Below are 24,870 nucleotides of genomic sequence, written 5' to 3' on the forward strand. Positions count from 1 at the left end.
GGACGCCGCCGCCATGCTCGACTCCGTCTCGTCCTCGGTTCCCACCCGCCAGACCCCGCCGCCCTCGCAGGACGCCGTCGACAGCGTCCACAAGTCGCTGGAAAGCGGGTTCTTCAACCCGATCACCAACGGCGATGTGAAAAACGCCGTCGGCGCCCTGACCAAGCTGGATTCCGCCAACGCCAAGGCCGCCATCGACACCCTGGCCAAGGACGGAACGCTCGACAAGCTCGCCAGCGAGATCAACGACGGCAAGGGCTTTGGCCTGGGCGGGCTGTCGGCCGACGAGAAGCGCGACTTCTTCGTCGAGATGGCCAAGGACCTCGACGGCGCCCAGCTCAAGCAGCTTTCGGACGCCTTCGCCAAGGCCGGCGGCGACTATCACGGCAAGGCCGACGTCGAGGCCCTGAGCCAGGCGATCGCCACCCACGCCGCGTCCGACGTCAAGGTCGACTATGTGCAGGCCCAGGCCGCCTCGACCCTGGATCACACAGCCGATACCACCAGCCCCTTCACCCTGATGGGCTCGACCCAGATCACCAGCCACGGCGACGCCGAGGCCGCCGCAGTCGGCGAGGTGCTGGCCAGCCTGAAGGGCGATCCGGCCTCCGCCCAGCAGGCCTTCGACGCCCTGACGCCCGACCAGCTGCGCGGCGTGCTGGACGCCTCGATCAACCGGGTCGAAAGTTCACGCACCGTCGCCTCGATGAGCGGCGCGGGCGCGTCCCACACCAATTCCACCACGCTGGACGCCTCGACCTACAAGGGGATCCTCGAGGCCGGCGCCCAGTCGACCAACGCCGACTTCAAGGCCCGGCTGTTCGCCGAGGGCTCGGCGGTGCTCAAGGATGTTCCCCAGCAGAACCTGCTGCTGGGGATCAGCGTCATGGACCGCGACGCGGCGACCCGCACGATGGCGCAGGGCCTGACCAGCGTGCTGGGGAGCGACGTCTCCGGCGTCGTGCGCGAACTGGCCTTCAACGCCGAGACCCGCGACGGCACGGCCTTCGCCACCTACGCCAAGCAGATGCTGAACGACGGCCAGACCGCGCCCCTGGCCGACATGATGCAGCAGCTGCAGGTCGGCGGCGGCAAGGCCGAGAACCCGATCGACCGCTTCGAGGCCACCACCCAGGTGACCCTGCCCAACGGCTCGCAGGTCGAGCGCTACGAAAACGCCGCGGCCCTGGGCCATTATGTCGGCGGGGTGCAGGCGGCGGCCGCCTCGATCACCACCGACCGCAAGGAGCAGGCCGAACTGCTGAGCGCGGTGCTGAAGAGCGGGCTGACGATCGTCGACAAGTCCGGGGTCGGCGGCAAGGGCGTCGGCGCGGCCGCCGCCGTGGCCAAGGAATGGGTGACGATCGGCACGAACGCGGCGCTGAAGGCCCTGCAGGATGACCCGTCGGCCGCCGGCAAGGCGATGGACCTGGCCGCCGTGCCCACCGATCCCAAGACCGGCGAGGAGGCCGTGGGCAGCAACTCCAAGAGCGCCTACAACACCGCCCTCAGCACCGTCGTCAGGCAGGCCAAGCCCTGACGGCCCGCCCGGGATCATGATGCGCCGTATCGCTCCGACGCTCCTGCTGCTCGCCCTGGCCGCCTGCGGACCAGGGACCGCTCCGCCGCCACGGCAGCCACCTCCGCCGCCGGCCGGCTTCGTCGAGGCGCGCGACCTGTCGCTCGACCAGGCCGACGATCCTTACCAGCGGGTCGTGGAGACGGGCCTGGCCGAGACGGCCGCCGCCTCCGGCCTGCCGGGGGGCGGCGACACGGTCACCTACCGCGCGCAGGTCGGCGAGACCCGCGCGGCGATCGAAACCTATTACGACCACGCCGCCCGCGACGCCGGCTGGACCCCCGACCGCACCCTGGCCCCGCCGGCGGGGTCGAAGACGGCCGGCTACTGGTCGTTCGGCTACCGCGCGGGGGCGCACTGGTTCCAGGTCGCCGGAGTCACGCCCGGCCCGGCCCTGCCTGTTCCAGAAGCGGGCCTGCCGGTGGTGGTGAGGAGCGGCGAATAGGCGGCATGCTCCTCCCCCGTGCAACGGGGGAGGTGGCGCGGCGCTATCAGCGCCGTGACGGAGGGGGCGACGGCCGGCACGGCACCCAGTCTCGCCCCCTCCACCGCTTCGCGGTCCTCCTCCCCCGCGAGCGGGGGAGGAGAAAGCGCCCTAGATCCCCGCCTTGATCGGCGCGAGGTCGGGATAGACCGGCTCGCGCTTGCCGGCTTTCGCCGCGAAGGCCTCGGCCATGTGCGGGCCGGCCAGCATGCCCGACTGCCAGACGGCCAGGTAATCCAGCGTGTCGGCGACCGAATGATCGCGGGCGTAGTTGATGATCACCTTGCTGCCGGTCACCGCCAGCGGGGTCTTGGAGGCGATCTCGCGGGCGGTCTCCAGGGCGTGGGCGACCACCGCCTCGTGGCTGTCGAACACGGCGTTGACCAGGCCCAGTTCCAGGGCCTTCTGCGCCGGCAGCTTGCGGCCGGTATAGGCCAGTTCCTTGACCCAGCCCTCGGGGATCAGCTTGCACAGCCGCGGGAAGGTGCCAACGTCGGCGGTCATGCCGATGTTGATCTCCTGGATCACGAAATAGGCGTCCGACGTCGCGTAACGGATGTCGCAGGCGGTGGCGAAGTCGACCGCCCCGCCGATGCAGCCGCCCTGGATGGCCATGATCACCGGCATCCGCGCCCGCTCCAGGCACGAGAAGGTCTCCTGCAGTCCCTTCACCTTGTGGCGGAAGGCCTCGGCCGCGACATGGCGATCCACCGGCTCGCCGCCGGTGATCCCCTCGTCGGCGAACACCGACAGGTCCATGCCGGCGCTGAAGTGCTTGCCGGTCGAGGAGATGACGATCGCCCGCACCCCGCCCCGCTGGTCCAGGTCGTTCACGATCGCCGGCAGCTCACGCCAGAACGAACGCGTCATGGAGTTGAAGCTTTCCGCCCTTATCAGCTTCAGGTGGGCGACGCCGGCCTCGATCTCTACTGTGAAGCAGCTATAATCGGCCGGTGTTCCATTACCCATCGTCGCCTCCCTTATCGTTGTTCACCTGAACGATAGCACGGGCGACGGCGGCGACGTCAAATCCCGCGGGCCGATCCCCCAAACGCCCGCCCCTCGCAAGGAGCAGACAAAAATGCGCAAGCCCTTCGCCGCCGCCCTGTCGATCGGCGCCGTCCTGGCCTCGGGCCTGGCCGCCCCGCTTCCCGCCCTGGCCCAGAGCAAGCCGCTGGGCGGCCTGTTCTCGTGTGACGCCACCGGCGGCAAGCAGGAGGGCGGAGCCCTGATCGGGGCCGGCGTCGGCGCCCTGCTGGGCACCCAGGTGGCCAAGAACGAGAAGGGCCTCGGCGCCCTGGTCGGCGCGGCCGCCGGCGCGGCGGCGGGCTCCTACATCGGCTGCCGCATGCAGTCGACCGACACCGCCCGCGCCCAGGCCGCCACCAAGAAGGCGCTGGAGACCGGCCAGGCCCAGGTGTGGAGCAACCCGCGCACCGGCGCCTCGGGCCGCATCGACGTGGTCTCGTCCAGCTACGGCCCGCCGATCGCCGGAGACAGCCTGCGCTTCGAGCGCAACATCCAGCAGCTGCCCAGCTACGACGCCGTCGGCGCCGACTACACCGCCCGCTCGACCGCCAACCTGCGCAGCGGCCCGTCGACCAGCGGCAGCGTGGTCGGCAAGCTGAAGGCCGGCGAGCGGGTCGAGGTCCTGGGCGGCGCCCCGGGCTCCAACTGGCTGCTGGTCGGCCGGGGCGGCTATGGGACCGGCTATGTCTCCGCCTCGCTGCTGAACGCCAGCAACTACGGCCCGCCGCCCTCGTGCCGCACCATCGCCGCCTCGGTCGCCACCAGCGGCCAGCGCCCGACCACCGAGCGCTACAGCGCCTGCCGCGACGGCCGCGGCGAGTGGCAGCTGATGGCGGTTTAAGCTCTCAGCTCAAAACCTCGTCATCCCGGAAGCTGCGCAGCGGCTATCCGGGACCCAGGGGACTGGGCGCGGCGGCGGGCTCATCGCCTTCGTCGCTAGCTGGCTCAATGCGGCTGCCCCTGGGTCCCGGCTCTGCGCTTCGCTTCGGCCGGGATGACGAACCTTCAGCGCGTAGTCTTAGAGCTTCTCCAGACACACCCACGTCCAGGTCACGCCCGCCGCCTGGTTGCCGGCCTGCACCGAGGCCGCCTCGGCCCGGTGGACCAGCCGCAGTCCAACACCCTCCGCCAGGGCGATCGTCCGCTCCACGTCCACCGGCCACACCGGCCGCGACGGCGCGCCGGGACCGTGGCGCAGCGACATGATCAGCACCCCGCGCGGCGCCAGCAGACCCGCCAGCCTCGGCAGGGCGATCGCCCGCGCGGCATCGTCCAGGTGCTGCCAGACGCCGCTCAGCAGCAGGCGATCGAACGGACCCGACAGCCCCACCAGATCCGGCAAGCGGTCGTCAATCCACGCCAGGTCGGGCCGCAGCGCCCGTCCCGTCTCGCGCAGGGCCGCCGCCGGCTCGACGGCGACCACCGCGTGGCCCATCCCCGCCAGCCAGGCCGCGTCACGCCCGGTCCCGGCGCCGATATCGGCGATCCGCGCGGGCGTCTTCGGAATGAAACCCGCGACCGGGGCGTAGAGCCCTACTGGATCTATGGTTTCGAACCGCTCGGCCAGCGTCGCCCCGTCGGCCTCGTAGCCGGCCAGCACCGCGTCGGTCACAGGTCCACGACCTCGCACTTCAGGCTGGCGCGGATGCGGTCGGCGACCAGGCGGCGGTGGCAGCAGGCCGGGTCGTCCTCGTAGCACAGCAGGGCGATGCGCTTTTCGCCGGCCAGCTCGGTGGCCTGGGCCAGGGCCACCTGGGCCTTGGGCTCCTCCAGATGGGCCAGGAAGATCTCGTGCATCTCGCCGACCCGACCGGCGCGGGCGGCGTCGCGGCCGGCCTTGGGCGTGCCCAGCGGCTGCAGGTGCAGGTAGCCGATGCCCTCGGCCTGCAGGCTGTTTCCCAGCAGCGTCTTGGAGAAGCCGGCCTTGCGCGACGAGGCCACGGCCCGCACGTCGACCACCAGCTCGACCTGCGCGGCTTTGAGGCGCCCGATCATCCCGGCCTGGGTGTCGGTCTCATAGCCTATCGTGGCGAGCGGATTCATCGCGGCTCCATTGGACGGCGGGGCTGCCCGCCCCTACCTTAAGGCGCAAGTCGACGAAGAAGGAACCTCGGGCCTATGGACGCCGCCGTCTTTCGCGAACCCAAGCGGCGCCTGATCGCCATCGACAGCCCGGCCGGCGGCGGCGAGATGGCGGCGCTGGACTTCGGTCCGCCCAGCCGCGCGGTGGACGTCGTCTTCGTCCACGCCAACGGCTTCAACGCCCAGACCTACCGCACTCTGCTGGCCCCGCTGTCGGCGGGCCTTCGGGTGCTGGCGGTCGACCAGCGCGGCCACGGCGACAGCCGGCTGAAGGCCGATCCGGAAGGCCGCCGCTCGTGGCTCGACCTGCGCGACGACCTCTTGGCCCTGCTCCAGGCGCTGGACCAGGCGCCGGTGGTGCTGGCCGGCCATTCGATGGGCGCCACGGTCAGCCTGCTGGCCGCCGCCCAGGCCCCGGGCAAGGTCTCCAGCCTCGTCCTGCTCGATCCCGTCGTCATGCCGCGCATGCTGGCCCTCTACGCCAAGGCCCCCTGGACCTCGGGACGGCTGTGGAAGCGCCTGCCGATCGCCCAGGCCGCCACCCGCCGGCGCGAGGTGTTCGACAGCCGCGAGGCCGCCTTCAACGCCTATCGCGGCCGTGGCGCCTTCAAGTCCTGGCCCGAGGCGATGCTGGCCGACTATGTCGGCGGCGGCTTCAGGGACCGGCCCGACGGCAAGGTCGAGCTGGCCTGCACCCCGGCCTGGGAAGCCTCCAACTACGCCGCCCAGGGCCACGATCCCTGGCGCGCGGTGGCTGAGTTCCGCGGCCCGGTGCGGATCCTCAAGGCCGAGCACGGCTCGACCTGCCGCACCGGCGACGGCGCCGCCTTCGCCCGCCGCGGCAAGGCCGTGCGCATCGAAACCGTGGCCGGAACCAGCCACTTCCTGCCGATGGAACGCCCCGACCTGGTGCGAGAGGCGATCTTCGAGGCGGCGACCTAAGCTTCCAAAGAAAAACCCCGAGCGGTGAGGCCCGGGGGTCGTTCGTTCAGATCCTCCCCCTCTGGGGGAGGTGGCCCGAAGGGCCGGAGGGGGGCCGTTTTCAGCTTTCGCTGATTGGGCTGGCTTCGCAGCCACTCCCCTCTCCGTCGCCTTCGGCGACACCTCTCCCACGGGGAGAGGGTCTCTCTCAAATCACCAGATCTTCACGCGCTCTTCCGGCGCGATGTAGAGCTTGTCGCCCGGCTGGACGTCGTAGGCCTTGTACCAGCCCGGCTGGTTCCGGATCGTGCCGTTGACGCGATAATAGGCCGGCGAGTGCGGATCGCTGGCGATCTGCTGCTTGAGCGCGTCGTCGCGGCTCTTCTGGCGCCACACCTGGGCCCAGCCGAGATAGACCCGCTGGTCGCCGGTGAAGCCGTCCAGCACCGGGGCCGGCTGCCCCTTCAGCGAGGCGTGGTAGGCGTCCAGGCCGAACGACAGGCCGCCCATGTCGCCGATGTTCTCGCCCATGGTCAGGTCGCCGTTGACGTGCACGCCCGGGAAGGGCTCGAACGCCGAGTACTGCTTGCCCAGCTTGGTCTTCTGGACCTCGAACTTGGCGGCGTCCTCGGCCGTCCACCAGTCGCGCAGCACGCCGTCGCCGTCGGACTTGCGGCCCTGGTCGTCGAAGCCGTGGCCGATCTCGTGGCCGATCACCCCGCCGATGCCGCCGTAGTTGACGGCAGGATCCGCGTCCGGATGGAAGAACGGCGCCTGCAGGATGGCGGCCGGGAACACGATCTCGTTGTTGACCGAGTTGTAGTAGGCGTTGACCGTCTGCGGGGTCATGCCCCACTCGGTCTTGTCGACCGGCTGGTTCAGGCGTTCGACGTCATGGCGCCATTCGAAGGCGTTGGCGCGCAGGCTGTTGCCGTAGGCGTCGCCCTCGCGGATCTCCAGCTTGGAATAGTCGCGCCACTTGTCGGGATAGCCGATCTTGACGGTGAACTTGGCCAGCTTGTCCAGCGCCCGTTCCTTGGTCTCCGGACCCATCCAGTCGAGGTTCTCGATCCGGGCCTTCAGCGCCGTGCGCAGATTGCCGACCAGGTCGACCATCTTGGCCTTCGACTCCGGCGGGAAGTACTCGGCCACATAGACCTTGCCGACGCTCTCGCCGAGCATGTCGTTGACCTGGGCGACGCCGCGCTTCCAGCGGGGCTTCTGCTGGGGCTGGCCCGACAGGGTCTTGCCGCGGAACTCGAAGTTGGCGGAGGCGAAGCGCTTGGACAGCAGCGGCGCCGCGCCATCGACCACCTTGAACGCCTGCCAGGCCTTCAGGGTGTCGAGCGGGGTTTCCGAATAGATCTTGGCGAACTTCGGGAAGGCCGTGTCGGTGGTCACCACCACGCGGTTGAGCTTGGGCAGCTCGGAGCCGACCAGATAGCGGTTCCAGTCATAGCCCGGGGTCAGGGCCTGCAGCTCCGCCCAGGTCTTGGGATTGTAGGTCTTGTCGCGGTTGCGGCGCTCGACGCGGGTCCAGCTGGCCTCGGCCAGCCTGGTCTCGAACTCGACCACGGCCTTGGCGCTCTGCGTCGCGTTTTCCCAGCCGATCGAGGTCAGCATCTTGGCGACATAGAGCTCGTAGGCGGCCTTCTTGTCGGCGAACTTGGCGTCGAGATAGTAGTCGCGATCGGGCAGCGACAGGCCGCCGGGGCCGGCATAGACGGCGTAGCGGGTCGGGTTCTTGGCGTCGGTCGCGACGTAGAGGCCCAGGATCGACGAGAAGGCCGTGGTCGGGCTCTTGCCCATCAGGGCGGTAAAGTCGTTCTTGGTCCTTACGTCCCGGATCTGCCGCAGCTCGCCGGCGATCGGCGCGACGTCCAGCGCCTCGATGCGGGCCTCGTCCATGAAGGCCTTGTAGGCGGCACCGACCTTGACGCTGTCGGCGTCGGTGGTCTTGCCGGCGGCGGCGCCCTCGATGATGGCGCGGGTGCGGGCTTCCGACAGCTCCGACAGGCGATCGAAATTACCGTAGCGCACGCGGTCGGACGGAATGGTCGTGACCTCGTCCCACTTGCCGTTGGCGTACTTGTAGAAGTCGTCGCCCGGCTTCACCGAGGTGTCCATGCCGGTGAGGTCGAAGCCCCAGGCGCCGTAGCGCGGCGACTCCAGCGAAACCTCGGCGCCGCCGCCGGCGTCGGAGGCTTGAGCGAACAGCGACTGCACGGTGCAGGCGTCGTCGAGACAGGCGTGTTCCTCGTGAGCCTGGGCGGCGTAGGCGGACATCGAAAGGGCGACCGCCGCGGCGGCGCCGAACCAAGCTTTTTTCATCGAAAGGCAGATCCGTTGGAAAACCCGCGGCAATCTGCGCCGGACGCTGAAATTTCCTGCCTTAAAATTCTGTCATGTTTGCCGGAAAGCGGGCCGGCGCCGTTTGCCTGGTCAGTGGCGATGCGGCGGAGCGGGCGGAACCTCAACCGCCGGTCGCGGCGCGTTGCGCTGGATCGCCAGACGGGCTTCGACACGGCGACCGTCGTCGAACACCAGGGTCAGCGGCAGGCGACCGCCGGGCGTCAGTTCCGCCCGCAGTCCCATCAGCATGAAGTGCCGGCCGCCGGGACCGAAGACGAGCTTGCCGCCGGCCGGAATGACCACGCCGCCCTCGCCCATGCCGCTCATCGAGGCGACGCCGCCCTGCATCCGGGTCTGGTGGATCATCACCTCGCGGACCGACGGGCTTTCGGCGCGGACCAGGGTCACAGGCCGATCGCCGGTGTTGACCAGAGTCAGGTAGCCGGCCCCGTTCATCCCCGCCGGCGCCGGCCGCGCCCTGGCCTCGCGCACCGACACCGGCGCCCCGCGCGGCGCGGCCGTCGCGACGATCGGCGTCAGGGCCAGGAGGGCGAGGAACGGAGCGAGGCGGCGCATGGGCGGGGTCTCCATGGAGGGCTGGAGACGCTTACGCCGCCCCGGCGCGCGGGGCGAGCAACCGAGAGTTGGATTGGTTCTCGAGACCCTCTCCCTGAAGGGAGAGGTGTCGGCGAAGCCGACGGAGAGGGAAGTCCCGCCAGCATCGGCCAATGCGGCGGCGGTTGAAAACGTCCCCCCTCCGGCGCTTCGCGCCACCTCCCCCACAGGGGGAGGATCTGATCACCGCTCTGCGAACGAGATCGCCGTTCCCTCTCCGCCTTCCAGTACGAACCGTGCTAGGCGGGGCGACCACGCTCCACGGACCATCGCATGACCGGCCAATTCACCGACGCCGAACGCCGCACCACCCTGGCCGGCCTGATGATCGTCTTCCTGCTCAGCGCGCTGGACCAGACCATCGTCTCCACCGCCATGCCGCGGATCATCTCCGAGCTGCACGGCCTGACGCTCTATAGCTGGGTGACCACCGCCTACCTGCTGAGCTCGACGGTGATGGTGCCGATCTGGGGCAAGCTGGGCGACATCTATGGCAGGAAGCCGATCCTCATCATCGGCATCTCGATCTTCATGGTCGGCTCGTGGCTGTCGGGCCTGTCGGGCGAGTTCGGGACGATCGCCGGCATGAACGGCATGGTGCAGCTGATCGTCTTCCGCGCCCTGCAGGGCATCGGCGGCGGCGCGCTGTTCACCACCGCCTTCGCCATCATCGCCGACCTCTATCCGCCGCGCGAGCGGGGCAAGTTCGCCGGCATCTTCGGCTCGGTGTTCGGCCTTTCCAGCGTGCTGGGCCCGCTGATCGGCGGCTATTTCACCGACCACGGCACCGTCACCCTGGCGGGCCACGTGGTCGCCGGCTGGCGCTGGGTGTTCTACGTCAACCTGCCGCTCAGCCTGCTGTCGCTGTTCATGATCATCGTGAAGATGCCGGCCCTGCCGCACCAGCGCTCGGGAAACATCGACTTCCTGGGCGCGGCCCTGCTGATCGCCGCCTTCGTGCCGCTGCTGCTGGCGCTGAGCCTCGGCGGCCACGACATCGCCTGGGCCTCGCCCCAGAGCGTGGGCCTGTTCGTCGGCGCGGCGCTGGCGCTCGTCCTCTTCGTCTATGTCGAGGGCAAGGTCTCCAACCCGATCGTGCCGCTGCGGCTGTTCGCCAACCGCACCTTCGTCACCGCCAACCTGGCGGCCTTCCTGATCTCCATGGCCTTCATGGGGGTGGCGGTGTTCCTGCCGCTCTACATGCAGCTGGGCCTGGGGGTGGACGCCACCACCTCGGGCCTGGCCATGCTGCCGCTGATGGGCGGGATGATCGTCGGCTCGTCAGTCTCGGGCCTGCTGGTCACCAAGACCGGCAAGTACAAGCCGTTCATGCTGGGCGGGGCGGCCCTGCTGCTGATCGGCGTGCTGCCGATGACCCACCTGTCGGCCCTGGCCCTGCCGTGGCTGTGCCTGCTGCTGCTGATCGTCGGGATCGGCCTTGGCCCCAACCACAGCCTCTTCAACCTGGCCACCCAGAACGCGGTGACCCCGCGCGACATCGGCGTGGCCACCAGCTCCAACCAGTTCTTCCGCCAGATCGGCTCGACGGTCGGGGTGGCGGTGGCCGGCGCCCTGCTGACCACGCATCTCGCCAACTACGGCGGCGGCAAGCTGGATCTCGGCGCCCTGCAAGGCCTGGCGCTGGAGACCGGCGTCGCCGGCGGCCATCGCGACCCGGCCCTGGGCCAGGCCCTGTCCTTCGCCGTGAGCGGCGTGATGCAGGCGGCCCTGGCGGTGATCGTGCTGGGCGTGATCGTGATCTTCTTCGTCCCCGCCCTGCCGCTGCGCTCGCGCATGCCGACGCAGGAGCCGGTGCTGGAGAAGGAATAAAAGACCCTCTCCCTGTGGGAGAGGTGTCCGCGCAGCGGACGGAGAGGGGAGCGGCTGCGAAATCGGCCACGCTCGGCAGCGGCTGAAAACGTCCCCCCTCCGGCGCTCCGCGCCACCTCCCCCAGAGGGGGAGGATCTTTCGGGACGACCTCGCTCCCTCAGAGAAACGAATACGGGTCGATGTCGATCGTCACCCGCACCGAGTTCGGGATCCTGGCCCGCGCCCGCCACGCCGCCATGAAGCCCGGCAGGTCGACGTTTCGCCCCGCCCGCACCAGGAAGCGTTTCCTCCGCCGGCCGCGCACCAGACCCAGCGGCGCATCGGCGGGGCCGTAGACCTCCACCCCCTCGGCATTGGGCGTCGCCGCGGCCAGGGCCTGGACATAGGCCTCCAGCGCCTCGGCGTCGGGGCCGGAGGCGATCACCGCGGCCAAGCGTCCGAACGGCGGCAGGCCGGCCTCCTCGCGCATGGCCATCTCGGCCTCGACGAAGGCGTCGCGGTCCTGGGCCTTCAGGGCCTGCAGCACCGCGTGCTCGGGGGCGTAGGTCTGGAGATAGGCGCGGCCCGGCTTCTCGTGACGCCCGGCGCGCCCCGTGGCCTGGGCGAGCAGCTGGAAGGTCCGCTCACCGGCCCGCAGGTCGCCGCCCCTCAATGAAAGGTCGGCGTCGATCACGCCCACCAGGGTGAGGTTCGGAAAGTTGTGGCCCTTGGCGGCGGCCTGGGTGGCCACGAGAATGTCGATCTCGCCGGCGACCATCGAATCCACCAGCGCCCGCGCGCCCGCCGGATCGAACACGGTGTCCGACGAGAAGACGGCGATGCGGGCGTCGGGGAACAGGTAGCGCGCCTCCTCCTCCACCCGCTCCACGCCCGGGCCGATCGACACCAGGCTGTCCTTGGCCCCGCAGTGCGGGCAGGCCTCGGGCTTCTTCATCGAGAAGCCGGTCAGGTGGCAGACCAGCCGCCCGGTATAGCGGTGCTCGACCAGCCAGCTGTCGCTGTCGGGCGACTTCAGCTTCTCGCCGCACGCCCGGCACAAAACGAGCGGCGCATAGCCCCGGCGATTGAGGAAGAGCAGGCTCTGCTCGCCCTTCTGCAGGGTCAGCGACACGGCCTTCACGAGGGTCGGCGACAGCCAGCGGCCGGGCTCGGGCGGACTGGCCCGCATGTCGATCAGGTGCACGTCGGGCAGCTGCGCCGTGCCGTGGCGCGCGCCCAGGCGCAGCCAGCGATAGCGGCCGGACTGGGCGTTCCACAGGCTCTCCAGCGACGGCGTCGCGCTGGCCAGCACCACCAGGGCCTTCTCGATCTTGGCGCGGGCCACGGCTAGGTCGCGCGCCTGGTAGATGAAGCCCTCCTCCTGCTTGAACGAGCCGTCATGCTCCTCGTCGACGACGATCAGCTTGAGGTTCGTGAACGGCAGGAACAGCGCCGAGCGGGCGCCGACGACGATGCGGGCCCGGCCGTCGGCCACGGCCTCCCAGGCCCGGCGGCGGCGCGGCGGCGAGACGCCCGAGTGCCACTCGATCGGCGCCGCGCCGAACCGCTGCTCGAAGCGGGCCATGACGGCCTGGGTGAGCGCGATCTCGGGCAGCAGCACCAGCACCTGGGCGGCGGGATCGGCGGCCAGGGCGGCGGCGGCGACCTCCAGATAGACCTCCGTCTTGCCCGAGCCCGTCACCCCGTCGAGCAGCGCCGCCTGGAAGCCGCCGGCCGCCAGCATCTCCGCCATCACATCGGCCGCGGCCTTTTGACTCGGGTTCAAGGTCTGGGGCGGCAGGGAGAGGTCCGGCTGGGCCACCGAGTCGTCGGCGGCGACCAGCACAGCCTCCAGCGCCCCCTCGTCGACCAGCCCCTTGACCACCCCGGCCGAGACCCCGGCCTGGCGGGCCAGTTCGGCGGCGCTCATCGGGCCATGCTCGGCCGCCGCCAGCACCTTCAGGCGCGCGGGCGTCATGCGGCCGGGCTGGACGCCGGTCAGAACCACGGCCTTTTCCGGCTTGGCGGTCGGGTGGCGCAGGCCGCGCAGGGCCATGGCCAGCGGCCAGCCGGGAACGTCCACCGAATAGCGCGCGGCCCATTCCACGAAGGTTATGACGTTGGCCGGCAGGGGCGGGTCGTCCACCCGGTGCAGGACCGGTTTCAGCGGCCGGTTGCCGCCCGCGCCTTCGCGCAATCCCGTCACCACGCCGCGCACGGTGCGCGGGCCCAGCGGCACGGCCACGTGGTCGCCGACGGCCAGCGCCAGGCCCTCCGGCTCGGCGTAGTCGAAGGCCTCGGGCAGCGGCATGGGCAGCAGGACGGAGGCGATGCGCGGCATGAGACCCGCCTTCTGCTCCAGAAACGGCGCCGCGTCGAGATGGGGGTTCAGCTCAGCTCATCAAGCCGGCGTTAACCGAAACAGGGCTTCATCGGCTCGCCTGAGGCGTGCAGGCGCAGTGAGGGACGAGGGGTAATGAGCGAGTCCAGCCAGGCGATGATCCAGCCGCAGATCGATCCGGATCTGGTCCGCGACTTCCTGCGCGAACAGCCCGACATGCTGCGCGACGACGCCGACCTGCTCAGCGACCTGGGGCTCAAGCTCGACGGCGGCAACGTCGTCGAGTTCGGCCACGTCGCCATCGCCCGCGCCGCCGCCGCCCGCGAACGCGAGGCCCAGGTGCGCAAGACCATCGAGGCCACCGCGGAGGCCAACATGTCGGCCCAGGCCCAGGTGCACGCCGCCGTCATCGACCTGCTCGACGCCCGCAACCATTCGGATCTGGCCCGCCGGGTCGACGAGATGGCCGCCCTGCGCTTCAGCCTCGCCGCCGGGACCCTGGCCCTGGAAGGCCCGGCCCGCGTTCCGGCAGGCTGGCACGCCCTGGTCGACGGCCAGGTCGACATGATCATGGGCGACCACGGCGTCGCCCGCATGGGCTTCTTCGCCCCGGCGCTCGGCCTGTTCGGCGACAAGTTCGAGACCATCCGCAGCATGGCCATCGTCCGCATGGCCCTGTGGGAGCCCTCGCGCCAGGCCGTCCTGGCGTTCGGCTCGACCGACCCCGAAGCCTTCACCCCCGACATGGGCTCCGACCTCGTGGCCTTCCTGGCCCGCGTCGTCGAGCGCACGGCCGAACGTTGGCCGGTTCCTTAGCCAAGATCCTCCCCCTTTGGGGGAGGTGGCCCAGAGGGCCGGAGGGGGGGCGGTTTCAGCTATCTGAGAGCTGGACGACCATCACCCACTCCCCCCTCCGTCGGTTTCGCCGACAACTCCCCCACAGGGGGAGGATCTAGATGCTCGCCCGCGAAGCCCTGGCCGCCTGGCTGACCCACCTCGCCGACGAGCGCCGCGCCTCGCCGCGCACGGTGCGGGCCTATGGCGACAACGTGCTGGCCTATCTGAACTTCATCGAGCGCCACAACGGCGGCGGCCTGTCGCTCAAGGACCTCGGCGCCGTCTCGGCCGCCGACCTTAGGGCCTATCTGGCCTTCCGGCGCTCGGGCGACCATCCGCTGTCGCCGCGCTCGGTCAGCCAGTCGCTGTCCTCGATCCGCGCCTTCCACCGTTTTCTCGACGCGCGCCTGGATACGCCCAACGCCGCCATCGGCCTGGTGCGCGGCCCGCGCATCAAGATCGGCGCACCGCGTCCCGTTTCCGAGGACCAGGCGCGCGGCCTGCTGACCGAGATCGCCATCGACCCCGACCGCGACGAGTGGGAAGCCGCCCGCGACGAGGCGGTGCTGACCCTGCTCTGGGGCTGCGGCCTGCGGATCTCCGAAGGCCTGTCGCTGACCCGCGCAGACGCGCCGCTGGCCGAGACCCTGCGCATCACCGGCAAGGGCGGCAAGACCCGGATCGTGCCGGTGCTCGACGCCGTGCGCACGGCGGTGGACGCCTATGTCGCCACCCTGCCCTTCGTGCTGGCGCCGAACGAGCCGCTGTTCCGAGCCAAGCGCGGCGGTCCGCTGTCGCCCCGCCACGTGCAGGCGGCCATGCAACTGCTGCGCGGGCGCCTGGGCCTCTCCGACCGCGCCACGCCTCATGCCCTGCGGCACAGCTTCGCCACCCACCTGCTGAGCGCCGGCGCCGACCTACGCTCGATCCAGGACCTGCTGGGCCACGCCTCGCTGTCAACGACCCAGCGCTACACCCAGGTGGACGCTGAAGGCCTGCTGGCCGCCTACGGCAAGGCGCATCCGCGGGCTTAGGCCGCCTCGCTCCCCCTCTTCCCGTCATTCCCGCCCTTGTGGCGGGAAACCCTCTGTCAGCCGCAAGGGCGGATGAGGCGGCGTGCTGAGCACGCCGCTTGCGCCTCACATGCGGGTGGAACCAGGGGTTCCCGCCACAAGGGCGGGAATGACGGGAGGTTTTGGCGGTGTGCGAAAGACCGTCAGTTCGTCAAATCCCTTTCCTCCAGCGCCGCCAGCAGCGCCGCCAGCCTGTCCACCTCGGGCTGCAACGCCGGGTCCAGCCGCGCCCGGGGCGGGTTGGCCTCCACATAGACGAGGTTCACCGCCTCGTTGGGATCGTCGAGCAGGTCGTACATCTCCCACTCCTGCCCGGCCTTGCCCGACGGGTCGAAATAGCGGCTGAGCTTGAAACGCTGGGTGCGCACCGAGCGCACGTGGTTGGGCTGACGCACCGAGCCGGGGGCCAGGTCGATCGGCGGACGCCCGGGGCGGCCGTCGCGCAGCTTCTGCACAGCCACGTCGAACACCGCGAACTCCTTCTCGCACTTGGTGTTGTGCGGATTGTTCAGCGGCGGCGAAGGGGCGGTGATCTCGTCGTCGGTGATGAACAGCACGCCCTGCCGCTCGCAGCCGTCGGGCTCGATCACCCTGTCGGTCTCGCCGCGGATCAGCGGGGCCAGGTTGACGCCCGGCAGCGGCGGCACGGGCTGGGTCTTGGCCAGCACCCCGGCAATGGCGTCGCGCTCGGCCTCGTGCACCCCGGCCAGGCCCAGTATGGTCGGCAGGATGTCGACGTGGCTGGTCAGGGCGTCCTTGGCCAGCGGCACGCCGTCCGGGGTCTCGATGCTGGCCAGGGCCGGCGGGAAGCGCACGACCACCGGCACGTGCAGGGCCTCCTGATAGGCCGTGTGCCACTTCTCGATCATCATGCCGTGGGCCCCGGCGTATTCGCCGTGGTCCGACAGGAAGACGACGATGGTGTTGTCCGCCTGGCCGGTCTCCTCCAGCGCCTTCAGCACCGCGGCGATGTGGACGTCGACCACGCTGTGCAGCCAGCCGTAGAGCTGGACGAAGGCCTTCACCCCGCCGCGCGGATCGTCGGTCAGCTGGAACGGGATCGGGCCTTGCAGGGCGATGTCGGCCGCCGCTTCGAGGGCCTGCTGCTCGCTGGTCGTCGGCAGGGCGCGGGCGACGTTGAAGCCGGTCTTGGCGTTCAGGGCCAGGCCCATCTTCCAGGCGTAGTCGTGCTGGCAGGAGGGCTTGGTCGACAGGTCCTCGTTCCAGGTCGGCGGCACGTGTCCGCATTCCTGCGGGAAGCCGCCGGGATTGAGCGGGATGGTCGCCGTACCGGCGGTCGGGGCCGGGGTGCTCTGGCCCTGCAGGGGCACGGTCAGCGGGTTGAAGATCCCCTGCACGCCGCCGCCGTCGGGCGTGGGCAGGGCCTGGCCGATCACCGCCGGATAGGTGGCGATGTCGTGCGGGTTGGTGAAGGAGGCCACGGCGAACCACGGCTTCAGGTCGGAGGGATCAGGACCGGAGGCGTAGGGGTCGATCGACTGGGCGGTGGCCACCGCCCGGTCGTAGTTCACCGCCAGGGCCTGGCGGCGGATGAAGGCGCAGGCCGAGTCGGTGAAGCCGGCGTCGCGATAGAGGCCCAGATTATTGATCGCCGCCCCATGCGGCTCGGGCCAGCTCTTTTCCCAGTCGTCGAAGCCGAAGGCCTCCAGCGAGTGGTCCGGCGGATCGCTGACGTGCCACTTGCCGAAATAGTGGGTGGTGTAGCCGGCTTGGCGCATCCAGCTGCCCAGGGTGGGGATCCCGTCGGCCGCCAGCCACGGGAAGTTGGGCGAATCGCCGCTCTTGAACAGGCCGTCGGTCTGGGTGACGCCGGTCCGCGTGCCGTACTGGCCGGTGTAGATCACCGTGCGGCTGGGCGTGCAGGCGCTGGCCGCCACCGTGTGGTTGGCCAGCAGCACGGCGTTGTCGCGCAGCGCCAGCAGGCCGGGGAAGTGGTCGGCGTAGCTGTTACGCGGCTCCAGCGGCTGGAAGCCCAGCACCGCCTTCAGGTCCTCGTCCAGCCCGTGCAGGGGTCCGTAGGAAAAGCGTGGAAAGCGGTACTGGTCGCAGGTGATCAGCAGGATGTTGGGCCGTTGGGCCATGGTCGCCTCCCCAGGTCCGGGCGCGTTCGCCCTGGATCGAAAGCTGACGCTAAAATTGCAACGGAACTGTGCTCGCCTTCACACTTGGTCGGGCGCCCGACCGACGATCTGCGACAAGCGGTCGCGGGAGATAAGGAAAACCCTCGGCTTAACCACGCTTTTACCGCGCACCCCGCTTGGTGAAGTCCAAAGATGAAACACCTCCGGCCGCGCTGCGGCGTTCGGAGGAACGCTGAAAGCGGGACCGCCTGATGAAACTCGACGATCTGAAGATCGCCACCAAGGTGATGCTGCCGGCCATCGTGCTGGCGCTGGTCGCCGTCGCCTGCGTGGGCGTGGGCGTGTGGCAGCAGAAGAAGCTGGAAGCCGCCGTCGTGCGGATCGTCGAGCAGCGCGCCCCGGCCGAACTGGAAACCGCCCGCTTCAACCGTCGCGTCTCGGCCATCGGCTACGCCGCCTACCGCACCGTCGCCAACAGCGGCTCGTCGGAAGCCGCGAACGCCGCCTCCAAGGAAATCGACGACAACTTCAAGAGCGGCAACGAGCGCCTCGACGCCGTCGTCAAGGCCGACCCGAGCGCCGCCAAGGACATCGCCGGCTTCCGCAGCCGCTTCAAGAAGGTCTACGACAGCGGCCGCCAGGGCGCGGACCTGGGCCTGCAGGACGCCAACGAGGCCGCGATCATGGTCATGGCCGTGATCGATCCGGACATCACCGGTCTGACCAAGGACGTCTCGGCCTGGACCGACAAGCATTCGGCCGACACCCAGGCGATCGTCGAGAAGGCCCGCAAGGACGCCTCGACCGGCATCGCCATCACCCTGCTGTTCGGCCTGGTCTCGGCCGCCGCCGCCCTGGCCTTCGCCGTCTGGATCGGCCGCAGCAAGATCTCGCGCCCGCTGATCAGCCTGTCCAAGACCATGGAAGTCCTGGCCCAGGGCAGCGTCGACGTGAACGTGGTCGGCGCCGAGCGTCGCGACGAAGTCGGCGCCATGGCCCGCTCGGTCCAGGTGTTCAAGGACAACGCTCTGGCCCTGCGCACCGCCGAGGCCGCCCAGCAGCGCGCCGCCGCCGAGACCGAGTCCGAGCGTCGCAAGAACGAGCAGGTCCGCGAAGCCGCCGCCAAGGAGCAGGCCTTCGTCATGGAAGAGATCGCCACCGGCCTGAACCGCCTGGCCGAAGGCGACCTGACCTACCGCGTCGACGCCGACTTCCCGGCCGACTACAAGCGCCTGCAATCGGACTTCAACGGCGCCATCGCCCAGATGGAAGACGCGATGCGCACCATCGTCCATGCCGCCAACGGCATCGGCGCGGGCAGCGACGAGATCGCCTCGGCCGCCGACGACCTGTCGCGCCGCAGCGAGCAGCAGGCCGCCAGCCTGGAAGAAACCGCCGCCGCCCTCGACGAGATCACCGCCACGGTCCGCCGCTCGTCGGCCGGCGCCCAGGAGGCCGCCCGCGTGGTCGGCTCGACCCGCGCCGACGCCGAACGCTCCAGCGTCGTGGTCAAGGGCGCCGTCGACGCCATGCAGCAGATCGAGAAGTCGTCGAGCGAGATCAGCCAGATCATCGGCGTCATCGACGAGATCGCCTTCCAGACCAACCTTCTGGCCCTGAACGCCGGCGTCGAAGCCGCCCGTGCGGGTGATGCGGGCAAAGGCTTCGCGGTCGTGGCGCAAGAAGTGCGGGCCCTGGCCCAGCGCTCGGCCGAAGCCGCCAAGGAGATCAAGACCCTGATCTCGACCTCGTCGCAGCAGGTCAATCAGGGCGTGTCGATGGTCGGCCAGACCGGCGAGGCCCTGCAGGCCATCGTCTCCAAGGTCGGCGAGATCGACGCCCTGGTCGGCGAGATCGCGGCCTCGGGCCAGGAGCAGGCCACCGGCCTCAACCAGGTCAACGCCGCCGTCAACCAGATGGACCAGACCGTCCAGCAGAACGCCGCCATGGTCGAGCAGTCGACCGCGGCCAGCCACTCGCTCAAGGGCGAAGCCAACGGCCTGATGCAGATGATCTCGCGCTTCCGCGTCGCCGGCGCCGAGGCCACCCGCGTCTCGGCCAGCGGCGGTTCGACCCGCCGCGCGGCCCCGCCGCCGGTCTCGCGCCCGGCCGCCCGTCCCGCCCCCAAGGCCCCCGTGTCGCTGGCCGGCGCCGACAGCCGCCCGGGCGTCAACCCGGTCCGCTCGGCCCAGGCCAAGCTCGCCGCCTTCGCCTCGTCGGCCCCGGCCGCCAGCAGCGACGACTGGGAAGAGTTCTGATCCCGATTTAGTGCGCGTACCGCCCCGCGTATCGGGGGCGTATCCTCCTCATGACTACCAGCCCCGCCGGTGCGAACCGGCGGGGTTTTTGTTTGACCAGTCGCTCGTGCACAAAAGCCCGTCATCCCGGCCGAAGCGCAGCGTAGAGCCGGGACCCAGGGGCCAAGCGCATCGCCGTTCAGCAGTTCAGGGTCTCGTACAGATCCAGCCACAGCGGGTTCATCCGCTCAATCAGCTCCAGCTTCCACACCCGCCGCCAGCGCTTGATCAGCTTCTCGCGCTGGATGGCCGCGCCGATCTCATCATGCACTTCGTACCAGACCAGCCGCGTGACGCCGTATTTGCGGGTGAAACTGGGCGCCAGCTTCTCACGATGCTCCCACACCCGACGCGACAGGTCGTTGGTGACGCCCACATAGAGCGTCCCGTTGCGATCGCTCGCGAGGATATAGACGTAGGAAACGCGCTCCATTTCGCCCTCGATGCTGAGAACAAAATAGAAACATCATGAGACTGCCAAAGCAATGCCGGCGGCCCCTGGGTCCCGGCTCTTCGCTGCGCTTCGGCCGGGATGACGAGCTTTTTTGATCGGAGACTTCCGCCGGTTCACCACCATCGGTGGGTCCACCGGGCAGTCGTCGGGGCTGCCCGGTGGACCCGACTTCGACCAGGCGTCTCAATCTGAGCCTCCCCCCGCCGATCCGGTTGCGCGGCCAAAACGGTCGCGCAATTTAAGATTGATTGCCCGGCCAGAACACGCCGGACGCACCGCGTCATCCATTGGGGGAACCGCAAATGTCTACCGGAACGACGACCGACAACCTTTTCGCCGACATCGCCACCGTCCCTTACGTCCTGAGCGACACCTGGATCGGCAACGCTCAGGTCGGGGTCTGGCAGTCCACGATGTCCGTCACGGGCAAGGCGGTGTCGGTCCAGCCGACGGGTCAGACCGACATCTACGACTACTTCTTGATCGAGCTGGTCGGCCAGAGCTCGCTGACCGTCAACAAGGGCAACCGTCCGCCCGTCGGCTACGGCCTCACGATCGACTTCAACACGCCCAACGAGCCGCCGCCGCCCGTGGAACTGATCCTCAGTTCGCCCGACACGACGGTGACGACGACGACCTACAGCGACTCGCTCAGCTACAGCTTCAACGGAAGCATCGGCTTCTCGCCGTCGGGGCCCAGCGTCTCGATCGGCAGCAGCCAGACGATTTCCAACACGACCACCAGTTCGATCGCGAGCCTGGAGGTCCTCAACCTTTCAGGCGTGAGCGGCAGCGTCGCCGGCTCCTGGCAATACATCATCGCGGCGAAGTCGCTGGAGGCGGAGGGCGCGACGCCCCTGCTGGGCCAGGTGCTGGTGCGCCGCCCGCACTCGTCGGAGCCGCTCAAGGTCAACGTCGAGGTCGCCGTCTACTTCAGCAACAAGCATATGCCCGCCGGCCTGGACTGGAGCGGCGTCAGCCAATACATCACCGGCTACCAGGGCGACCACATGCCGCCGCTGACGAAAGGCAACGCCAGCGTCGCCATGCTGTACACCCGCACGCTCGACGCCCCGCCGCTGCCGCTTTCGGTCGCCGCCGAGGCCGTTGCCTGAAAAAGAAAAGCCCCGCCGTGGTCGGCGGGGCTTTCCGATCTTCGAACGGGGCGAGCCTTCCGGGCCCGCCCTTTTCTTTAAGCCTGCCCAGTCTTAGGCCTGCATCGTCCAGCCTTCGACGCCCATGGCCGCCTGGCGCAGGGCTTCCGAGCGGGTGGGGTGCGGGTGGCAGGTGCGGGCGACGTCTTCCGACGAACCGCCGAACTCCATGGCCACGCAGATCTCGGCGATCATATCGCCGACGTTGGGCCCCACGGCGTGGGCGCCCAGGATGCGGTCGGTCTTGGCGTCGGCCAGCACCTTCACGAAGCCGTCGGTCTCGTGGTTGATCTTGGCGCGGCTGTTGGCCAGGAACGGGAACTTGCCGACCTTGTAGGCGACGCCCGCGGCCTTCAGTTCGTCCTCGGTCTTACCGACGGTGGCGACTTCCGGCTTGGTGTAGATGACGCCCGGAATGATGTCGTAGTTCACGTGGCCGGCCTTGCCCGCGATCAGCTCGATGCAGGCCACGGCCTCGTCCTCGGCCTTGTGGGCCAGCATCGGACCCGAGGTCACGTCGCCGATCACCCAGATGCCGTCGACGCCGGTCTTGTAGTGGTCGTTGGCGATGATCCCGCGCTTGTCCGGGGTGATGCCCACGGTTTCCAGGCCCAGGCCTTGGGTGAACGGGCGACGGCCGATGGCCACCAGCACGTAGTCGGCCTGCAGGGTCTCGGCGGGGCCGCCGGCGACCGGCTCGAGGGTCAGTTCAGCTTGCTTGCCCTTGTCGGCCGCGCCGGTGACCTTGGCGCCCAGCTTGAACTTGAAGCCCTGCTTGGTGAGGATCTTCTGGAAGGCGGTCGCCACTTCGGTGTCGGTGCCCGGCACGATGCGGTCCAGGTACTCGACGACGGTGACTTCGGCGCCGAGGCGACGCCACACCGAACCCAGCTCCAGGCCGATGACGCCGGCGCCGACCACGATCAGGCTCTTCGGAACCGTCGGCAGCGACAGGGCGCCCGTCGAGTCGACGATGCGGCCGGCGTTGTCGATGGTCACGCCCGGCAGCGGGGTGGGCTCCGAGCCCGTGGCGATGACGATGTTCTTGGTCTCGAGGACGCGTTCCGAACCGTCCTCGGCCTTCACGACGACCTTGCCGGGTCCGTCGATGCGGCCCCAGCCCTTCACGTACTCGACCTTGTTCTTCTTCATGATGAACTCGACGCCCTTGGTCAGGGCTTCGACGCTCTCGGCCTTCTGGGCCATCATCTGGTCGAGGTTCAGCTTCGGCTTCACTTCGATGCCGAGCTTGGCGAACTCGCCGCCGGCGGCGGCTTCGTAGTATTCCGAGGCGTGCAGCAGGGCCTTCGAAGGCATGCAGCCGACGTTCAGGCAGGTGCCGCCCAGCTTGCCGCGGCCTTCGACGATCGCGGTCTTCAGGCCCAGCTGACCGGCGCGGGTCGCCGCGTTGTAGCCGCCGGGACCGCCCCCGATGATGACGACGTCGTATTGGGCCATGGGATCTTCGCCTTGGAGCAACGCGCCGGACCGGCGCCGGACAAAATATAGGGTCGGCAAGACGCGTTGGCAGGCCTTGCCGAGGCGGGGCTACTCCTAGTGCGGCGGGGGACAAAACGGAACCCGTTTTTCGTGCTTAGTCGTGATCGGACAAGGGAAATCCGGCTCGCCCGCTCAGGGCCTGCTCGCGTTTTAGGCGAACCCGCACGAGACCTTCGCCGGGCACGATCTTGCCGTTAGCCCACTTTTGGGCGGCGTCCTTGCCGACAGCTTGGCCTTGCTCTAGCCATTTCGTCCTCACCCGAGCGCGCCCGGAGAAACCCGGCCCGCTCCAGGCTCCGGAACACAGAGGCGACATTGCTCAGCACTTGGAAGTCGTGGACCGCGGGGGCGGCCCTCGCGATCGGAATGATGGCCGGCGGGTCGGTGCTGGCCGACGAGGCCAAGCCGGCGGAGAAAGCTCCCGCCGTCGAGCTGCCCGCCTTCCCGGCCGACAAGTCGGTCAAGCAGACCACGGTCCTGGCCGGCAAGACCATCGCCTACACCGCCACCGTCGGCTCGCTGCCGGTGCGCGACGAGAAGGGCAAGAAGATCGCCGAGGTGGTGTTCACCGCCTACACCCTGGACGGTCCGCGCGATCCCAACCGCCCGGTGACCTTCGCCTTCAACGGCGGCCCCGGCGCGGCCTCGGTCTATCTGAACTTCGCCCTCGGCCCCAAGCGCGTGCAGTTCGGCGCCGAGGGCGACAGCCCGTCGGCCCCGACGCGCCTGCAGGACAACCCGGCCAGCTGGCTGGACTTCACCGATCTGGTCTTCATCGACGCCGTCGGCACCGGCTTCTCGCGCAGCCTGACCACGCCGGAAGAGACCAAGAAGCGCTTCTACGGCGTCAAGCAGGACATCGACTACCTGTCGCGCGTGGTCTTCGACTGGCTGGTCAAGAACGAGCGCCTGCCCTCGCCCAAGTACATCGTCGGCGAAAGCTACGGCGGCTTCCGCGGCCCGCGCCTGACCTACACCCTGCAGACCGACTACGGCGTCGGGATCAACGGCCTGGTGCTCGTGTCGCCGCTGCTGTCGAGCGCCGGCCGCACCGCCCAGGAGATCTCGCCCCTGCCGGCCATGTGGACCCTGCCGTCGATCGCCGCCGCCAAGCTGGAGCGCGACGGCAAGCTGACCCCGGCCGCCATCAAGGACGTCGAGGACTACACCCGCGGCGAATACATGGTCGACCTGATGAAGGGCTCCGACCCCGCCGCCCTGGACCGCCTGACCACCAAGGTCTCGGCCATGACCGGCCTTGATCCCACCTACGTCCGCCGCGCCGGCGGCCGGCTGGAGACCCAGTCGTTCCTGCGCGAGGTGTTCCGCCAGACCGGGCGCCTGGGCAGCCGCTACGACAGCAACGTCACCTCGCTGGACCCCTTCCCGTTCGCCCCCGAGCAGGAGACCAACGACCCGATCCTCGACTCGATCATCGCCCCGACCACCAGCGCCATCGTCGACTTCACCACCCGCACCGTCGGCTGGAAGGTCGAGAGCCGCTACGAAGCGCTGTCGGGCGACGTCAACCAGGCCTGGGACCGCGGCCGCGGCCCCGACACCGAGTCCGTCACCGACCTGCGCAAGTCGGTCTCGGTGGACCCGAAGCTGAAGGTGCTGATCGTCCACGGCTACAACGACCTGTCGTGCCCGTTCTTCGCCTCGCGCCTGGTGGTCGACGCCATGCCGGCCACGGCCAACGGCCGGGTGACCCTGTCCAACTATCCCGGCGGCCACATGTTCTACAGCCGCCCCGACAGCGGCGCGGCCTTCCGCGCGGATGTGAAGAAGCTCTACGGCGCCAACTGAGGCGCATCTTCTCCGGAAGACGACACGGCGGCCGCCCTGAAAAGGGGCGGCCGTTTTCGTTTCCCGCCGCCGAAAAATGCTCTGGCCGTCCTCTTGCGACGATCGGACGCGGATACCCAATTGGGGGGTTGCTCGCCCCTACCCGGGACGAGAGGCTGTCGCGGCGCTGAAACATTGTCGCCAAGCCGACGGAAAACGACCCTGAAAAGGCCTACCCGCCAATATAGACAACGCTGTCGATTACAATCGGCAGAACTTGCCTTGATCCAGATCAAGCAATTGGAACCAACATCGATGTAAAAAGTTTCTTAGCGTCCCGTTAAGGAACAGACCTCCGCTTTTACGCGTATTGTTTACCAGCGGAGCTTAGCTTACCCTCCGTCGAGATCTTCGGATCCCGGCGGCGACGACGGACTGTGCTGACGGATTTT

19 protein-coding genes are annotated in these 24,870 nt (G+C 69.3%); 10 read left to right on the forward strand and 9 right to left on the reverse strand.

The window, feature by feature from the left end; all coding sequences use genetic code 11:
* The first annotated feature begins 13 nt into the window (after positions 1-13).
* Together AC07NS_RS04000 and AC07NS_RS04005 are read left to right on the forward strand one after the other, a co-directional pair.
* Entirely contained in the window at positions 14-1,540 is a 1,527-nt protein-coding gene (locus tag AC07NS_RS04000) for a hypothetical protein (RefSeq protein ID WP_494601615.1), read from the forward strand.
* Between the two features lie 19 nt (positions 1,541-1,559).
* Positions 1,560-2,024, forward strand: a complete 465-nt coding sequence (locus AC07NS_RS04005; RefSeq protein ID WP_494601616.1) for a hypothetical protein — start codon at positions 1,560-1,562, stop codon at positions 2,022-2,024.
* Between the two features lie 150 nt (positions 2,025-2,174).
* On the opposite strand, the gene AC07NS_RS04010 is transcribed toward AC07NS_RS04005, so the two are convergent.
* Positions 2,175-3,032: a crotonase/enoyl-CoA hydratase family protein gene (locus tag AC07NS_RS04010; protein ID WP_494601617.1), complete on the reverse strand. Its 858-nt coding sequence runs from the start codon at positions 3,030-3,032 to the stop codon at positions 2,175-2,177.
* A 112-nt stretch (positions 3,033-3,144) separates the two neighbouring features.
* Here AC07NS_RS04010 and AC07NS_RS04015 point away from each other — a divergent pair, with 112 nt between their 5' ends.
* Entirely contained in the window at positions 3,145-3,933 is a 789-nt protein-coding gene (locus tag AC07NS_RS04015) for an SH3 domain-containing protein (RefSeq protein ID WP_494601618.1), read from the forward strand.
* 177 nt (positions 3,934-4,110) lie between these two features.
* Here the strand turns inward: AC07NS_RS04015 and AC07NS_RS04020 are convergent, their stop codons facing one another.
* Both AC07NS_RS04020 and AC07NS_RS04025 read right to left on the reverse strand, forming a co-directional pair.
* A complete protein-coding gene (locus tag AC07NS_RS04020) occupies positions 4,111-4,704 on the reverse strand; it encodes a class I SAM-dependent methyltransferase (protein ID WP_494601619.1) in 594 nt (197 codons plus the stop codon).
* Entirely contained in the window at positions 4,701-5,135 is a 435-nt protein-coding gene (locus AC07NS_RS04025; RefSeq protein WP_494601620.1) for a DUF488 domain-containing protein, read from the reverse strand. The genes AC07NS_RS04020 and AC07NS_RS04025 overlap by 4 nt, the downstream gene beginning before the upstream one ends.
* 75 nt (positions 5,136-5,210) lie before the next feature.
* Between AC07NS_RS04025 and AC07NS_RS04030 the strand changes: the two genes are divergently transcribed.
* On the forward strand, positions 5,211-6,116 hold the full coding sequence (locus AC07NS_RS04030; RefSeq protein WP_494601622.1) for an alpha/beta fold hydrolase: 906 nt from the start codon (positions 5,211-5,213) through the stop codon (positions 6,114-6,116).
* 192 nt (positions 6,117-6,308) lie between these two features.
* On the opposite strand, the gene AC07NS_RS04035 is transcribed toward AC07NS_RS04030, so the two are convergent.
* Both AC07NS_RS04035 and AC07NS_RS04040 read right to left on the reverse strand, forming a co-directional pair.
* On the reverse strand, positions 6,309-8,426 hold the full coding sequence (locus AC07NS_RS04035; protein ID WP_494601623.1) for a M13 family metallopeptidase: 2,118 nt from the start codon (positions 8,424-8,426) through the stop codon (positions 6,309-6,311).
* Between the two features lie 111 nt (positions 8,427-8,537).
* Positions 8,538-9,023: a copper chaperone PCu(A)C gene (locus tag AC07NS_RS04040; RefSeq protein WP_494601624.1), complete on the reverse strand. Its 486-nt coding sequence runs from the start codon at positions 9,021-9,023 to the stop codon at positions 8,538-8,540.
* A 312-nt stretch (positions 9,024-9,335) separates the two neighbouring features.
* Between AC07NS_RS04040 and AC07NS_RS04045 the strand changes: the two genes are divergently transcribed.
* Complete coding sequence (locus AC07NS_RS04045; RefSeq protein WP_494601625.1) at positions 9,336-10,892, forward strand: MDR family MFS transporter; 1,557 nt, start codon at positions 9,336-9,338, stop codon at positions 10,890-10,892.
* 158 nt (positions 10,893-11,050) lie between these two features.
* On the opposite strand, the gene AC07NS_RS04050 is transcribed toward AC07NS_RS04045, so the two are convergent.
* Positions 11,051-13,213, reverse strand: coding sequence for a primosomal protein N' (locus AC07NS_RS04050; protein WP_494601626.1), 2,163 nt, complete (start codon positions 13,211-13,213; stop codon positions 11,051-11,053).
* A gap of 135 nt (positions 13,214-13,348) precedes the next feature.
* Here AC07NS_RS04050 and AC07NS_RS04055 point away from each other — a divergent pair, with 135 nt between their 5' ends.
* Both AC07NS_RS04055 and AC07NS_RS04060 read left to right on the forward strand, forming a co-directional pair.
* Entirely contained in the window at positions 13,349-14,029 is a 681-nt protein-coding gene (locus AC07NS_RS04055; RefSeq protein ID WP_494601627.1) for a DUF484 family protein, read from the forward strand.
* 140 nt (positions 14,030-14,169) lie between these two features.
* Positions 14,170-15,084, forward strand: coding sequence for a tyrosine recombinase XerC (locus tag AC07NS_RS04060; protein ID WP_494601629.1), 915 nt, complete (start codon positions 14,170-14,172; stop codon positions 15,082-15,084).
* A 182-nt stretch (positions 15,085-15,266) separates the two neighbouring features.
* On the opposite strand, the gene AC07NS_RS04065 is transcribed toward AC07NS_RS04060, so the two are convergent.
* Positions 15,267-17,225, reverse strand: a complete 1,959-nt coding sequence (locus AC07NS_RS04065; protein WP_494601630.1) for a sulfatase-like hydrolase/transferase — start codon at positions 17,223-17,225, stop codon at positions 15,267-15,269.
* Between the two features lie 251 nt (positions 17,226-17,476).
* Between AC07NS_RS04065 and AC07NS_RS04070 the strand changes: the two genes are divergently transcribed.
* The gene (locus AC07NS_RS04070) at positions 17,477-19,483 is read left to right on the forward strand and encodes a methyl-accepting chemotaxis protein (RefSeq protein ID WP_494601631.1); all 2,007 of its coding nucleotides are present in this window, start codon (positions 17,477-17,479) and stop codon (positions 19,481-19,483) included.
* Positions 19,484-19,661: 178 nt separating this feature from the next.
* Here the strand turns inward: AC07NS_RS04070 and AC07NS_RS04075 are convergent, their stop codons facing one another.
* A complete protein-coding gene (locus AC07NS_RS04075) occupies positions 19,662-19,955 on the reverse strand; it encodes a GIY-YIG nuclease family protein (RefSeq protein WP_494601633.1) in 294 nt (97 codons plus the stop codon).
* A 323-nt stretch (positions 19,956-20,278) separates the two neighbouring features.
* Between AC07NS_RS04075 and AC07NS_RS04080 the strand changes: the two genes are divergently transcribed.
* A complete protein-coding gene (locus AC07NS_RS04080; protein ID WP_494601634.1) occupies positions 20,279-21,091 on the forward strand; it encodes a hypothetical protein in 813 nt (270 codons plus the stop codon).
* Between the two features lie 93 nt (positions 21,092-21,184).
* Here the strand turns inward: AC07NS_RS04080 and lpdA are convergent, their stop codons facing one another.
* Positions 21,185-22,588, reverse strand: a complete 1,404-nt coding sequence (lpdA, locus tag AC07NS_RS04085) for a dihydrolipoyl dehydrogenase (RefSeq protein ID WP_494593538.1) — start codon at positions 22,586-22,588, stop codon at positions 21,185-21,187.
* A gap of 408 nt (positions 22,589-22,996) precedes the next feature.
* Here lpdA and AC07NS_RS04090 point away from each other — a divergent pair, with 408 nt between their 5' ends.
* Positions 22,997-24,439, forward strand: coding sequence for a S10 family peptidase (locus AC07NS_RS04090; RefSeq protein ID WP_494601866.1), 1,443 nt, complete (start codon positions 22,997-22,999; stop codon positions 24,437-24,439).
* The last annotated feature ends 431 nt before the right edge of the window (positions 24,440-24,870 follow it).

Source organism: Caulobacter sp. GW821-FHT10A10 (assembly GCF_059415745.1).

Bases quoted from the DNA above. Each gene is read 5' to 3' on its own strand.
- AC07NS_RS04000 (WP_494601615.1), top strand. From the start codon at position 14: ATGCTCGACTCCGTCTCGTCCTCGGTTCCCACCCGCCAGACCCCGCCG.
- AC07NS_RS04005 (WP_494601616.1), top strand. From the start codon at position 1,560: ATGCGCCGTATCGCTCCGACGCTCCTGCTGCTCGCCCTGGCCGCCTGC.
- AC07NS_RS04010 (WP_494601617.1), bottom strand. From the start codon at position 3,032: ATGGGTAATGGAACACCGGCCGATTATAGCTGCTTCACAGTAGAGATC.
- AC07NS_RS04015 (WP_494601618.1), top strand. From the start codon at position 3,145: ATGCGCAAGCCCTTCGCCGCCGCCCTGTCGATCGGCGCCGTCCTGGCC.
- AC07NS_RS04025 (WP_494601620.1), bottom strand. From the start codon at position 5,135: ATGAATCCGCTCGCCACGATAGGCTATGAGACCGACACCCAGGCCGGG.
- AC07NS_RS04030 (WP_494601622.1), top strand. From the start codon at position 5,211: ATGGACGCCGCCGTCTTTCGCGAACCCAAGCGGCGCCTGATCGCCATC.
- AC07NS_RS04035 (WP_494601623.1), bottom strand. From the start codon at position 8,426: ATGAAAAAAGCTTGGTTCGGCGCCGCCGCGGCGGTCGCCCTTTCGATG.
- AC07NS_RS04040 (WP_494601624.1), bottom strand. From the start codon at position 9,023: ATGCGCCGCCTCGCTCCGTTCCTCGCCCTCCTGGCCCTGACGCCGATC.
- AC07NS_RS04045 (WP_494601625.1), top strand. From the start codon at position 9,336: ATGACCGGCCAATTCACCGACGCCGAACGCCGCACCACCCTGGCCGGC.
- AC07NS_RS04050 (WP_494601626.1), bottom strand. From the start codon at position 13,213: ATGCCGCGCATCGCCTCCGTCCTGCTGCCCATGCCGCTGCCCGAGGCC.
- AC07NS_RS04055 (WP_494601627.1), top strand. From the start codon at position 13,349: ATGAGCGAGTCCAGCCAGGCGATGATCCAGCCGCAGATCGATCCGGAT.
- AC07NS_RS04060 (WP_494601629.1), top strand. From the start codon at position 14,170: ATGCTCGCCCGCGAAGCCCTGGCCGCCTGGCTGACCCACCTCGCCGAC.
- AC07NS_RS04065 (WP_494601630.1), bottom strand. From the start codon at position 17,225: ATGGCCCAACGGCCCAACATCCTGCTGATCACCTGCGACCAGTACCGC.
- AC07NS_RS04070 (WP_494601631.1), top strand. From the start codon at position 17,477: ATGAAACTCGACGATCTGAAGATCGCCACCAAGGTGATGCTGCCGGCC.
- AC07NS_RS04075 (WP_494601633.1), bottom strand. From the start codon at position 19,955: ATGGAGCGCGTTTCCTACGTCTATATCCTCGCGAGCGATCGCAACGGG.
- AC07NS_RS04080 (WP_494601634.1), top strand. From the start codon at position 20,279: ATGTCTACCGGAACGACGACCGACAACCTTTTCGCCGACATCGCCACC.
- lpdA (WP_494593538.1), bottom strand. From the start codon at position 22,588: ATGGCCCAATACGACGTCGTCATCATCGGGGGCGGTCCCGGCGGCTAC.
- AC07NS_RS04090 (WP_494601866.1), top strand. From the start codon at position 22,997: ATGATGGCCGGCGGGTCGGTGCTGGCCGACGAGGCCAAGCCGGCGGAG.